The organism is Candidatus Magnetaquiglobus sp., from assembly GCF_058402785.1.
In genome coordinates this window covers 1-12,837 of record NZ_JBZVFG010000073.1, presented here as the reverse complement: position 1 = coordinate 12,837, position 12,837 = coordinate 1, and the positions used below count along the sequence as shown (strand labels likewise).

At 63.7% G+C, this 12,837-nt stretch carries 10 protein-coding genes; all 10 read right to left on the bottom strand.

Features of this window, described 5'->3' with window-relative positions:
- Positions 1-26: 26 nt before the first annotated feature.
- Positions 27-1,544: an HD domain-containing phosphohydrolase gene (locus ACV4UY_RS15880; RefSeq protein WP_491608535.1), complete on the bottom strand. Its 1,518-nt coding sequence runs from the start codon at positions 1,542-1,544 to the stop codon at positions 27-29.
- Positions 1,545-1,812: 268 nt separating this feature from the next.
- Entirely contained in the window at positions 1,813-4,275 is a 2,463-nt protein-coding gene (locus tag ACV4UY_RS15875; RefSeq protein ID WP_491608534.1) for an ATP-binding protein, read from the bottom strand.
- Positions 4,276-4,358: 83 nt separating this feature from the next.
- Positions 4,359-5,801, bottom strand: coding sequence for a L,D-transpeptidase (locus ACV4UY_RS15870; RefSeq protein ID WP_491608533.1), 1,443 nt, complete (start codon positions 5,799-5,801; stop codon positions 4,359-4,361).
- 23 nt (positions 5,802-5,824) lie between these two features.
- Positions 5,825-6,955, bottom strand: a complete 1,131-nt coding sequence (locus tag ACV4UY_RS15865; protein ID WP_491608532.1) for a CinA family protein — start codon at positions 6,953-6,955, stop codon at positions 5,825-5,827.
- A complete protein-coding gene (locus tag ACV4UY_RS15860) occupies positions 6,952-7,404 on the bottom strand; it encodes a phosphatidylglycerophosphatase A family protein (RefSeq protein WP_491608531.1) in 453 nt (150 codons plus the stop codon). Before ACV4UY_RS15860 ends, ACV4UY_RS15865 begins: the two co-directional genes overlap by 4 nt.
- Positions 7,405-7,821: 417 nt before the next feature.
- Positions 7,822-8,538 carry an ABC transporter ATP-binding protein gene (locus ACV4UY_RS15855; protein ID WP_491608530.1) on the bottom strand — a complete coding sequence of 239 codons (717 nt, stop codon included), beginning with the start codon at positions 8,536-8,538 and terminating at the stop codon, positions 7,822-7,824.
- A gap of 1 nt (position 8,539) precedes the next feature.
- The gene (locus ACV4UY_RS15850) at positions 8,540-9,412 is read right to left on the bottom strand and encodes an ATP-binding cassette domain-containing protein (protein ID WP_491608529.1); all 873 of its coding nucleotides are present in this window, start codon (positions 9,410-9,412) and stop codon (positions 8,540-8,542) included.
- Complete coding sequence (gene livM, locus ACV4UY_RS15845) at positions 9,409-10,650, bottom strand: high-affinity branched-chain amino acid ABC transporter permease LivM (RefSeq protein ID WP_491608528.1); 1,242 nt, start codon at positions 10,648-10,650, stop codon at positions 9,409-9,411. Before livM ends, ACV4UY_RS15850 begins: the two co-directional genes overlap by 4 nt.
- Positions 10,651-10,672: 22 nt before the next feature.
- Positions 10,673-11,569 carry an ABC transporter permease subunit gene (locus ACV4UY_RS15840; protein WP_491608536.1) on the bottom strand — a complete coding sequence of 299 codons (897 nt, stop codon included), beginning with the start codon at positions 11,567-11,569 and terminating at the stop codon, positions 10,673-10,675.
- Between the two features lie 35 nt (positions 11,570-11,604).
- Entirely contained in the window at positions 11,605-12,729 is a 1,125-nt protein-coding gene (locus ACV4UY_RS15835) for a branched-chain amino acid ABC transporter substrate-binding protein (protein WP_491608527.1), read from the bottom strand.
- Positions 12,730-12,837 lie beyond the last annotated feature (108 nt).

Below are 12,837 nucleotides of genomic sequence, written 5' to 3'. Positions count from 1 at the left end.
CCACTTGGCAAGTTTTCACCTGCATGTCAAGTGAATTTCAAATGCGATTGCCCTGACTGGAGCAGATCTCCCAATTGATCCCCGGCATGGAGCCGCTCGAAAGCCTCCACCACCTGCGGATCGAAACTGGTGCCGCTCAGACGCCGGATCTCCGCCACCGCCTCGACGACGCTCCACGGACCCTTGTAGGGCCGGCAATGGGTCAGGGCGTCAAACACATCCACCACCGACACGATGCGCGCCGACAACGGAATCGCTTCGCCGCGCAACCCCTCGGGATAGCCGCTTCCATCCCACTTCTCGTGGTGATACAGGGCAATCTCGCGGGCGATGCCGAAGTTCTTTCCATCCTTGATGATGGTGCCGCCAATGGCCGAATGGGTGGCGATGCGCGAAAACTCGTCCCGATCCAGCGGACCCGGCTTGTTGAGGATCTGGTCCGGAATGCCGATCTTGCCGATGTCATGCAGTTGACTGGCCTGGGCATACTGTTCGGCCAGGTCCGGGGAGAGCCCCAGGGCCAGGGAGAGCCGTCGGGTCAGCGAAACGATGCGCTGAATGTGCTCGCCGGTGTTGGCATCCTTGGCCTCGGCGGCCTCGGAAAGCATCTGGATCGCCGAACGATGGGCCTGACGCAGCTCCATCTGCATGCGCAACGACTGCAACGCCACGCACACCTGACCGGTGAAGATCCGCAGCAGGTGCAACGCCAGAGGGTCGAGAGGCTGACCATGCTCCAGATAGAGCATGCCGATGGTCTCGTCGCGAATCCGCAGCGGAATCACCGTCTCGGTGGGGGTGAAGTTCTCCCGCAGGGTGGCGGGCGAGGAGTCCAGACGCACATCGCCCACCGCAGCCTTGATGGTGATGTCGTCCTTGTTGAACAGGGCGAGAAAACCGTTGGCGATGCGCACCTCGCTGTGCGCCCCCAGATGGCACAAACCGAGAATCTGGGTGAAAACCCCCGAATAAAACTCCTCGAAGGAGTCGAGCGGATGGAGATACATGCGCGGGGCCGCGCCCAGAATCGCCTCCAACCCCTGGCGGGCCATGTCGATGGTGGTCAGATCGCGGTAGGACTTCAACGCCGAACGGACCGTGGTGTAGAGCTTCTGCGCGGAGAGTTCGCTCTTCTCCTTGTAGTCGTCGATGTCGAAGTGGTCGATCACATACCGTTCCGGGGCCAGTCCCGGCTGTCCGGTGCGGATGATCAGCCGGATCTTCCGATCCCCGAGGGTTTCGCGGATGTGGCGCACCAGCAGCAGTCCCGCATCATCGCTCTCCATCACCACGTCGATCAGCGCCAGGGCGAAACCGCCGGGGGTGTTCTCCAGCAGCGTCCGCGCCTCCTGGGCCGAAGAGGCCGCGACCAGGGACAAACGCCGTCCCGCGAACTGGAACTGACGCAGGTTCAGGCGGGTGACCGCGATCACGTCCGCATCGTCGTCCACCACCAGCACCAGCCAGGGCGGCAGGGCGCCCGGGTCCGTAGTCGCGGTGGTTCCTTTGGCCGACAGCTGCAAGGTGCGTTTTTCGGCGGGCATGGGCGCGGACTCGCATAAGAATTTGTCACAATGCGTCACATTTGTAACAAATTATTCATATGCTGTCAATTTCAATTTTTTATTGACAATCATTATGGAATCGCCCTTGAAAGATGATATTTTTAAAGATTCCATGAATGATGATCAACGAAATTCAGCGCATGAATGCGAATAGTCAATCACCGAACCAACCCACGCCACCGACATCCACGCATCGGATCGTGCCGGCGTTGAACAGGGGTCACCATGCGCTTGACAAGCAGGCGCGCTATCCCCGCTTCACCGCCACCGGCCAGGAGGCGGTGATCCGCACCCCTCGCTCCGGCTGGCTGTCGAGTTGAATCGTGCCGCGCAGCTTGGTCGTCACAAGATTATAACAGATGTACAACCCCAAACCGCTGCCACCCGCCGAACGGTTGGTGGTGAAAAAGGGTTCGAAAGCCTTCTCCCGCACCTCGGCGGTCATGCCCACCCCGTCGTCGGCATAGGTGAGGCTCAACAAATGCCCGCGCACAGCCAACGTGATGTCGATGCGCCCGGCTCGGGCGCCCTCCGCGAAACCGTGGGTCAAGCTGTTCATCAACAGGTTGGTCAGGATCTGGTTGAGATAACCAGGCACCCCGGCCACGCACAACTCCGGGGGACAGACCACCATGACCTCGACGGTACTCTTTTTGAAGGCGTTGCGCAGACTCATCAGCGCATCCCCCACCACCTCCCCCACCACATAGTCGCGCAGCGCCTCGGAGGAGTGGTCGATGCTGGCGCGCTTGAAACTCCGCACCAGCTCCGCCGCCCGCGCCAGATTGCGCTCCACCAGACGCGCCGCCCCCTCGATGGCCTCGATGCCGGCCAGAAGCGCGTCGATCTCCACCTCGTCCCGGGCCAGAAGCTGGGTCAGGACTCGGCTTTCGTCCAGCAGTTGCGTGGCCCCGGAGTAGGCCACGCCGATGGGGGTGTTCACCTCGTGGGCGATCCCGGCCACCAGGCGTCCGAGAGAGGCGAGCTTTTCGCTGGCGATCAGCTCGCCGCGCGTGGTCTCCAGCTCCTCGATCTTCTCCCGCAACTCACGGGTCCGCTCCACCACCTTGGCGTCCAGGGTGGCGAGCAGGTACGAAAGATTCTCCTCCGCGTGATGGCGGGCGATCACGCCGGACAAGGTGTTGACGATACTGGTGAGAAAATGGCACTCCTCCTCCTCGAACACATGGCCGGCAGGCAGATAGACGTTCAACACCCCCAACAGATCCTGATCCGAAAGGATCGGCAAACAGTAGTGGCCATGCTCGCGCATCCCCTCGAAACGGATCTCGTGACGCGGATCGAGCTGGTTGCTCCTCACCATCCGACGCTCGCTGGCCGCCCGGCCACACAAACATTGGCCCATCTCGATGGAGGCGCAGATGGTCAGCAGCCGCGGCGAAAGGTCGTAATGGACCGCCATGTCCAGCCGCTCGGTGGCCCGGTTGTATAAAAAGATCGCGCCACGCTGCTCGACCTTGAGCCAGGGAACCGCCAGCACCACCCGCAGCGCCCGCTCGAGAATCTCCTCCAGGGTCATGGGCTGCAACGACAGCTGCAAAATCGTCGAAATGGCGGTGCGCAGATCCAGGGCGCGCCGATTCTCCCGTTCGCTCGCCCGCAACTCCCGCACCGTGGTCTCCAGCTCGTAATTGCGGGTGGTCAGGCTCTCCTGCATGGTCTTGAGAGAGTGGGCCAGAATCCCGATCTCATCGCGACGGTCCACCTCGATCGTCAACGCCTCGCCACGCGCCACCCGTTGCGCGGTGACGCTCAACCCGTTCACCGCGCTCATCAGATCCAACAGCATGCCGGCCATCAGCAGACCAATGGCCAGAAGAATCGCCAACACCGTGAACTGGGATCGCCAGAACTGGGTGGTCACCAGTTCGGTCTGCTGGTAATCGTGACTCTGGTAGATGGTCTCCAGGGAGTCCATCAGATCATCGAGCGCCTTGCGGGTCTCCTCGACACCGACGCGAAACTTGTCGATCTGCTGGGCCAGGGCCAGCACCTCGCTGACGATGGTGTAAAACCCCTGCACGTAGCTCACCGTCAACACACGGATCTGCATCTTCTCAGTCTCGCTCAGGGCGTCCCCGGATCCGCTCAGCAGTTCGTGGAACCGATCCACCTCGGCATGGAACTTCTCCAGGTGGACGGTCTGCTTGCGATCCATGAAATCCTTCTCGTGACGCCGCAGTTGCAGCATCGAGGCGAGCAGTCGCGACTCCTCATGCCCGGTCAACAGCTGCTCGACCTCGTGGATCTCCTCGCGGATCCGCCCATGCTCGCCCGAACTCGCGTCGAATCCGATGGCCCCGAGCCGTTTGCGGATCGCGGCGAACAGATCCAGCTGGTTCTCCAGCCAGGTCATCACCCGTTCCCGGCTGTTGTCTTCGGGAATGACCCGCAGCCGGTCGAGTTCCTTCAGACGTGGCAGGGCATCGCGCATCAACCCCTCCACACGATCCGCGACCCGTGGATCCTTGACGCGCAAAAAATACTCCACCTCGGCATGGGCGTGGTCGATGTCGTTTTCGATGCCATGCATCAGTTCGCTGATGCGTCGGGTCAGGTGATCGCGTTGCCAGGAGGATTGATTGGTGTCGTAATGGAGGTAGGATTGGGCGACGGTCACGGCAAACGCCGCCAGAATCAGCAGAAAGAACAGCGCGATCTTGCGCGTGAAGGAGAGATCCCGAACCATCGGCTGCTCTTGGAGGGGAGTGCGGAGTCAATCGACCGTCTCGCGAGCCGCGGGATCCGGGGATCCGGCGGCTCGCGGATGCGTCATCGCGACGGCGGCACGTAATCGGGTGGCACCACGCCCTGTCCGGGGGAATCCGACGGATCGGTGGCGGATTCCAGCGGCACCTCATCGGCCTCGGAGTCCAGTTGCGGCTCGAAGGCCGGATCCGCGATCGAAGCCGGAGGCGGTTCGGGCGCGATGGCCGGCATCGGTTCGGCGTTGGCGTCGTCACCGTCGGGAGGCCAGGCGCCACGATTACCGGGATTGGGTTTGGAGCCCTTGCGCTCCTCTTCCACCGGCCTCTTGGGCACCGGATGATCGATGCGGATCGCCGCCGGATTGCCATCCTCCCGGTCGAGCCGTTCCAGGTCGGGGAGTTTCAGGCCACCCTCCGGGATGGTCTGCTCTTCCGGCACCTCGGGCACGGTAAGATACCTGTCGCGCGCCGCCGGATTGGACCCCTCGGCCACGGCGATGCGGCGCGACTGGCCATCCGGATTGTCGGCCATGCGCTCGGCGAGCCGCCAGTCCACCACCGCGCGCAGATCGGAACGGCGCGCCAGGGCCTGCTTGACCGCCTTTTCCATCAACGACCGCAGGCTTCCCTCGTGTTTGAGGTCGGCCAGAATCGGATGGACCTCCAGATACAGCTCGCCGTCGCGCCAACCGGCCTTGGCCGGTTCGTTGACGAACGCCACGCTGTCGCCCGGATTGACATTCGGGAAAAACTCGATGATATCCTCCGGATAGAGCCGGATACAGCCGTGGCTCACCCGTCGTCCCACCCCCAGCGGACGGTTGGTGCCATGCATCAGATAGGCCGGCAGGCTCAGATAGATGGCATGGGTGCCCAAGGGGTTGCGCGGTCCGGGATAGATCGCCTCCGGGAGAGAGGGATCCTCCTTGCGGATCGAGGCCGGCGGACGCCAGACCGGATCGGCCATCTTGCCCGTCACCGCAGTACGTACCCGCGGGGTCATCATCCCCTCCTGCCCCACGCCGATCGGATAGGTTTCGATGCGGTCGCCCCGGAAATGATACAACCGCATCTCCGGGAGATTGACCACGATTTTGGCCGGATTGTTCAGTCCGGGCAGCACCTTGCGGAAATCCATGCGGATTTTGCTGCCCACGCGCGGACCCCAGGGATCCTGATCCGGATTGGCCAGCATGATCTCGTTGAAACCCATGTGGTTGTCCCGCGCCAGGATGATCATGGTATCGTTGGCCGTGGCACGATGACGGAAATAGGTGCCGCCGATCACCTCATCCTTGCGATCCTTGAGCACATAGCGGCGCCGGGGCAGATCCTCCGGGGGATCGGCGGAATAGAGCGGTTCCATGCCCGCGATCCAGACCCACGCGGCCAACGCGACCACCCCGAGACGAAAACCGCTCCGGACCGTGGCACGCCCGCCAGGGAGGTCCGCGGTCGGGGGATGAGGGGGTTCTCCCCCGATCATGCAACGTACGCGACACGCCATGCCCAATCTCTCCTTCCCGCTTTTCAACCCGCCAGCACGCGACGCAGCAGATGCAACGCGGTCTGACTCGCCCGCCAACGCACCTGTTCGCGACTGCCGGCGTAGAATCCCCGATGTTCCAACAGCATGCCCTCACGGCTGCGCACCGCCAGATGGACCGTGCCGACCGGTTTCTCCGCGCTGCCCCCCTCCGGGCCGGCGATACCGGTCACGGCCACGGCCAGATCGGCCTCGGAGAGCCTCAGCGCCCCGGCGGACATCGCCTGTGCCACTTCGTAGCTCACTGCCCCGCGACTGGCCAGAAGATCCCCATGCACCCCCAGATCGCGCATCTTGGCCTCGTTGGCATAGGGGATCCAACCGGAGGAGAGATACGCCGAGGAGCCGGGCAGAGCCGACAGTCGCGCCGCCACCAGACCGGCGGTGCAGGACTCCGCCACCGCCACCTTGACACCCGCCTCCCGCAGACAGGCCGCCACCACCTCTTCCAGGGGTTTCGGGGAGGTGGCATAGATGCGATTGCCCAACTGCTCGGCGAGACGGGTCTGGTAGGCCTCGCCGAGAGTGGCGGGAATCAACAGGCCGGCATCGCCATTCGGCAGATCGCACACTCGACAGGCGGCATGCAACGCCGCTCCCGGTTCCGGGCCCAGATCCAACGGTTCCCCGGCCCCCTCCACCATCCAGCAGGCGACCGACCGTTTGCGCCGACCCCCGTTTCCATCCCCGATCAGGCCACGCAGGATCTTCACCAGCGCGCGTCGCGCCGCCCAGATCGACCGTTCGCAATAGGCCACCGTGCGGCCCCGGCGTTGCAGGATGAACCCTTCCGGGTGTCCGGCCTCATCGGTCAGGGCGCGCGCGCCGAACACCTTGAGCTGATCGGAGTCATCCCCTTCCAGCCCCAGCGACAGCCCGAGACTCGACACCAGCGAGCGGCGCAGGCGCCCCCCCTGGCCATCCCCCTGAATCAGGATCAGGGGGTACTCCTCGGAAATCTTGCCGGGATCGAACGGGCCATCGCCATCGATCTCCATCAGCGCCACGGGACCGATCCCCAGGCACTCGAGGGCGAGATCGAGGTAGGGGCGTCCGGAGGACGGCAACAACGCCCCCTGTTCGCTCCAGCGTGGCATGACCAGCAAACACTTCATAACCAACCCATCCAGACCAGTCCATGAACGCACAAGGCGGCATACACCCCGGCGGCCAGATCATCCGCCATCACGCCCCATCCCCCCGGCAGTTTCTCCAGGGCGTTCACCGGCCACGGCTTGAAAATGTCGAACAGCCGGAACAACGCGAATCCGATCACCATTCCCATGGCGCCATGTGGGGCATCGATCATGGTAAGCAAGAATCCCGCCACCTCGTCGATCACCACCTCCGACGGATCCTCCCGCCCCGTCTCCCGGCACACCACCCCGGCGCTCCACACCCCGAGCACGCCCACCACGAGCAGGATCGTCCAGGCCCCGATCTGGGGAATCTGCTGGCTTAAATACACCAGAGGCACCGTGGCCAGCGTGCCCCAGGTGCCGGGAGCCTTGGGAAGCAGTCCCGATCCGAAAAAGGTCGCCAGAAGATGGGAAGTACGGAGCATGGGCATGCTGGGCTCTATCCAAGATTGGGAATAAAAGGAATTTCAGAACCAAACCGCAACCATTACGGGATGCGTCGTTTCCCGCAAGATTGCCGTGCCTTCATGAGCGTCGTTTCCAAAAATCGGAAACGACGCTCATGAAGGCAGCGCGCAGCGTTTTTGCGCAAAAACCGCGAAAAATGCTTCTTTGAGGAAGAACGCGCTCAAGTCAAAAAACAAAGTCCCAAGGGCTTTGCCCTTGGAGCCTACCAGGGGGATAATCCCCCTGGTATATTGGACCCTTGATCATGGAACGACGCATCCCGTGATGGGGGCGGTTTAAAAAGCCGAAGTCCAGAGCCGAACCTCGGAGACTCCGTTTCCGCACCTCTGCCGGGAAGCTCGCGGTCCCCCGTCCCCCGCGACGATTCGGTTGCCTCAATGCCCCCCCAGGTAGGCCCGCCGCACCTCGGGATCGGCCAGCAACCCCGTCCCTCTCCCCTCCATCACGATCCGACCGTTCACCAACACATATCCCCGATCCGCCAGGCGCAACGCCTGATTGGCATTCTGCTCCACCAGAAACAGCGTCGTACCCTCGGCCACGATCTCCCGCAACGCCTGAAAGATCCGTCGGATCATCAACGGCGCCAATCCCAGACTCGGCTCGTCCAACAACAACAACCGCGGCTTGCTCATCATCGCCCGCCCGATCGCCAACATCTGCTGCTCCCCGCCCGAAAGGGTCCCGGCCCGCTGCCCGATCCGCTCCCGCAAGATCGGAAACAACCCGTGAATGCGCGCCAACACCGCCTGATCCACCTCGCCCCCAGGCGAACCCATCACCAGATTCTCCAACACCGTCATGCCGGGAAAAATGCGCCGCCCCTCCGGCACCTGCGCCAGACCCAACCGCGCGATGCGATGGGTCGGCAAGTCGGTGATCTCCTGACCGTCGAACACGACGCTCCCCCGCAAGACGCGCGGCTGACCGAAAATGGCCATCAACAACGTGGATTTGCCCGCGCCATTGGCCCCGATCAGCGTGACGATCTCTCCCTTGCCCACCTCCAGGGTCAAATCCCGCAACACCTGGATCTGGCCATGGGCCACATCCACGCCGCTCAACCGCAGAATCGGTTCGGACCTCTCCACCTCACCCCTCCTCCGGCGCGCCCAGATAGGCCTCCAACACCGCCGGATCGTCGCGCACCACCTCGGGACGACCCGCCACCAACACCTGACCATGATCCAACACCACCACATGGTCGGAGATCTCCATCACCAACCCCATGTCGTGCTCGATCAGACAGACCGTCACCCCGTGACCGCGCCGCAGGGCAAGAATCCACTCCGCCAGCTCGTCGGTTTCGCTGGGATTGAGACCCGCCGCCGGCTCATCCAGACACAACAGACGCGGCTCCACGCACATGGCCCTGGCGATCTCCAGACGCCGCTGCCGGCCATACGGCAGGGAGCCGGCCATACGATTCCCATCCTCGGCCAACCGAAAAAAGTCCAACCATCCCCAGGCCCGCTCGATCGCCTCGGCCTCGGCGCGCCGGTAATCCGGGGTGGCCAGCAGACCGGAAAGGAGGCCATTGTTCACCCGTGCGCGCTGGGCCACCAGAAGATTCTCCATCACGGTCATCTCGCGAAACAGCCGGATGTTCTGGAACGTGCGCACCACCCCGACACGGGCGGCCAGGGCCGCGCCCCCGAACATCTTGTCATGAAGACGCCGCGCGAAGGCCGCGGGCGAGACGAAATCCCTGCCGCGCCATGGTCCACCCAGCAGGTCGTGCAGGGCCACCTCGTGGCCGTCCAGGGGATGAAAGCGCATCTCCCCCTCGCTGGGGGCGTAGAATCCGGTGAGACAGTTGAAGACCGTGGTCTTGCCCGCGCCGTTCGGACCGATCAAGGCGGTGACGCTACCCGGTTTCACGTCGAAACCGACCCGGTTCAACGCCACCACGCCGCCGAAGCGCATGGAGAGATCGCGCACCTTCAAAAGCGGCGGGGGTCTCATCTCCCCACCTCGGAGCGATGGAAGCGGGCGCGACGGATCCCCATCAGGCCGCGCGGACGCCAGATCATCATGAAGACCATGGCCATGCCGAAGGCCAGACCGCGATACTCGGCGAAGTCGCGCAGCACCTCGGGGAGCACGGTGAGGATCACCGCCGCGATGATCACCCCTCCGGTGGAGCCCATGCCGCCGAGGATGACGATCGCCAGGATGTGGGCCGACTCCATGAAGGTGAACGAGGTGGGATTCACGAACCCCTGGGAGGCGGCGAAGAAGACCCCGCCCAAGCCTCCGGTCATGGCCCCGAGTCCGAAGGCCGACAGTTTCACCGACACCGGCTGGATCCCCAGCGAGCGGCAGGCGATCTCATCCTCGCGCAGCGCCTCCCAGTTGCGTCCCAGGGGCATGCGGCGCAGTCGCCGCACCACGAAGATCATCCCGGCCACCACGATCAGCAACAGCAGATAGAAAAAGATATCCCTGGTTTCACTGGCATAGGGGATCTGAAAGTATTCGTGGAAGGTGGTATGACCCGGCTGGGCGCGGCGTCCGAACTCGAGGCCGAACAGGGAGGGGAACGGCGCGCGCACCCCATTCGGACCCCCGGTGAACTCCATCCAGTTGTTGAGCACCAGCCGGACGATCTCGCCAAATCCCAACGTGACGATGGCCAGGTAGTCGCCGTGCATGCGCAGCACCGGAAAGCCGAGCAGGATGCCGCACAGACCGGCCAGGATGGCCGCCGAGGGGAGCGCCAGCCAAAAGCTCAGGCCCAGATACTTGAATCCCAACGCATAGCCGTAGGCGCCCACCGCGTAGAAGGCAACGAAGCCCAGGTCGAGCAGGCCGGCCAGTCCCACCACGATGTTGAGTCCCAGGGCCAGCAGAACATAAATCAATGCCAGGATCGCGACGTTGAGCCAGTATTTGCCGATGAACCAGGGAAGCAGCAAGGCGCAGACGAGGGCCAGGCCGAGGATGAACGGACGGTTGCGATCGATCCAGCCCACCGTTTCGGACGAAGGGGCTTGCTCGACCGGAAGCCGGGCGCGGCGTGACTCCAGGTAGAGTCCGAGCAGGAACCTGCCGACCACCACCCCGGCGGCCAGCCACAAGGGTCGCTGCCAGTGTCCTTCCAGAGTGTAGCCGGTGAGGGTGACGCCGGTCAGGGGGGCGAAGAGCAGCAGGGCGATCAACCCGGTGAGGCCGGCATCGCGCAATCGCGTGGTCCAGCTCATGCCACCTCTCTCCGGCGCGTCATCAGACCTTCTCCACCTCCGGGCGACCCAGCAGGCCGCTCGGACGAAAGATCAGCACCAGCACCAGCAGCGAAAAGGCGAACACATCCTTGTAATCGGTGTTGACGAAGCCGGAGAAGATCGATTCGGCCAAACCCAGGATCACCCCCCCGAGCATGGCTCCGGGCAGGGAGCCGATCCCGCCCAGCACGGCGGCGGTGAAAGCCTTGATCCCGGTGACGAAGCCAATGAAAAAATCGAACGAACCGTAGTTGAAGGTGACCAGGGAGCCGGCCACCCCGGCCATGCCGGCCCCGAGCACGAAGACGATGGCGATCACCCGATCGGTATCCACGCCGAGCAGGCTGGCCATGACCCGATCCTGCTGCACGGCGCGGCAGGCCCGTCCGATGGCCGTGCCGTGGATCAGATACCACAGCAGCCCCATGCCGACGATGGCGGTGACCACGATGAGGATCTGGGCATGGGTGATCTGGACGAACTGGTCCGGTCCGCCATCAAACAGCCGCACCCCCCCATCGAGCAGCGTGGGGGTGCCCTGGGTGCGCGCGCCCTGGGAGAGTCGGACGTAGTTTTGAAGAATCAGGGACATGCCGATCGCCGAGATCAGCGGCGCCAGCCGGTTGGAGGCGCGCAGCGGACGGTAGGCGATCCGCTCCACGCTCCAGCCATACAGGGCGGTGACGACCATGGTGAAGGCCAGCACCAGCAGGATCACCACCGGGATGGACTGCAATCCCCATGCGGTCAGAGCGGCGAGAACGATCGCGGTAAGATAGGCCGCGATCATATACACATCGCCGTGGGCGAAATTGATCATGCCGATGATGCCGTACACCATGGTGTATCCCACGGCGATCAGGCCGTACACCGAACCCAGGACCAGCCCGTTGACCATCTGCTGGGCGAGGATGTGGCCATTCACGGCAATCGCTATCGAACCTCCTCGTACTTGCCGTCCGAAGTCCAGCGATAGATCACGTAGTCCGAGACCTTGAGGTCACCCTTGGCGTCCCAGGCCTTGGTGCCCATGACGGTCTCCACCGGGTTGGCCTTGAGCCAGGCGGCCAGCGTCGCGCCGTCGCGGTTCTTGTTGGCGGCGAGCGCGGCGGCGATCGACTGCATGGTGGCGTAGGAGTAGAGCGTATACCCTTCCGGTTCGTAACCGGCCTTGCGGAACTTCTCCACCACCTCCCTGCCTGCCGGGATCTTGCGCGGATCGGCCCCGAAGGACATGTAGACCCCCTCGACGAACCTGGGACCGCCCGCCGAGGTGACGAAGGTGTCGGACATGATCCCATCCCCGGAGACCAGCGGGATGGTCAGACCCTGTTCGCGCATCTGGCGCACGAGTGGTCCGGCCTCGCTGTGCAACCCGCCGAAGTAAACCCCGTCGGCCTTGACCGCGCGGATTTTGGTGACCAGGGCGTTGAAATCCTTTTCGCCGCGCGTCAGACCTTCGTAGAGCACCTCCTTGAGTCCCAGCTTGCCCAGATGGCCTTTCATGGCCTCCGCCAGCCCCTGGCCGTAGGTATCCTTGTCGTGGATCACGGCGATCTGTTTGGCTTTCAGCTCCTTGACCAGGTATTCGGCCCCCACCACCCCTTGCTGGTCGTCGCGTCCGCAGGCGCGGAACACGGTGGAGAACCCTCTTTCCGTGACCAGGGGGTTGGTCGAGCCCGGCGTCATGGAGAGGATGCCCGCCTCGGCGTAGATCTCGAAGGCCGGGATGGTCGAGGAGGAGCAGAAATGGCCCACCACGGCGGCCACCTTTTCGAAATCGACCAGTCGGTTGGCCACGGCCACGGCCTGTTTCGGCTCGCAGGAGTCATCCCCCTTGACCAGCTCGATCATTTCGCCGTGGATGCCGCCCTTGGCGTTGATGTCCTTGGCCGCCTGTTCGGCCCCGCGCAGGAACTGTTCGCCGAAGGCCGCCTGGGGACCGGAGAGTGGTCCGGCCACGCCGATCTTGATGGTGCCAGCCTCGACCGGCGTGCCCGACAACCCCCAGAGCAGGGCCAGAACCCAGGCCGATCCCATCCAACGTGCATGTCGCATGTTCAAGCTCCCTCCAGGAAAAACCGTCCGTTATGATTCAGAACCCCAAAAATTGATGGGGTCCAGGGGCCAATGGCCCCTGGTGGGATCCAAGGGCAAAGCCCTTGG

Coding starts and splice junctions, on each gene's coding strand:
- ACV4UY_RS15840 (WP_491608536.1), bottom strand. CDS start 11,569: ATGGTCAACGGGCTGGTCCTGGGTTCGGTGTACGGCCTGATCGCCGTG.
- ACV4UY_RS15835 (WP_491608527.1), bottom strand. CDS start 12,729: ATGCGACATGCACGTTGGATGGGATCGGCCTGGGTTCTGGCCCTGCTC.
- ACV4UY_RS15850 (WP_491608529.1), bottom strand. CDS start 9,412: ATGAGACCCCCGCCGCTTTTGAAGGTGCGCGATCTCTCCATGCGCTTC.
- ACV4UY_RS15860 (WP_491608531.1), bottom strand. CDS start 7,404: ATGCTCCGTACTTCCCATCTTCTGGCGACCTTTTTCGGATCGGGACTG.
- ACV4UY_RS15865 (WP_491608532.1), bottom strand. CDS start 6,955: ATGAAGTGTTTGCTGGTCATGCCACGCTGGAGCGAACAGGGGGCGTTG.
- livM (WP_491608528.1), bottom strand. CDS start 10,650: ATGAGCTGGACCACGCGATTGCGCGATGCCGGCCTCACCGGGTTGATC.
- ACV4UY_RS15880 (WP_491608535.1), bottom strand. CDS start 1,544: ATGCCCGCCGAAAAACGCACCTTGCAGCTGTCGGCCAAAGGAACCACC.
- ACV4UY_RS15875 (WP_491608534.1), bottom strand. CDS start 4,275: ATGGTTCGGGATCTCTCCTTCACGCGCAAGATCGCGCTGTTCTTTCTG.
- ACV4UY_RS15870 (WP_491608533.1), bottom strand. CDS start 5,801: ATGGCGTGTCGCGTACGTTGCATGATCGGGGGAGAACCCCCTCATCCC.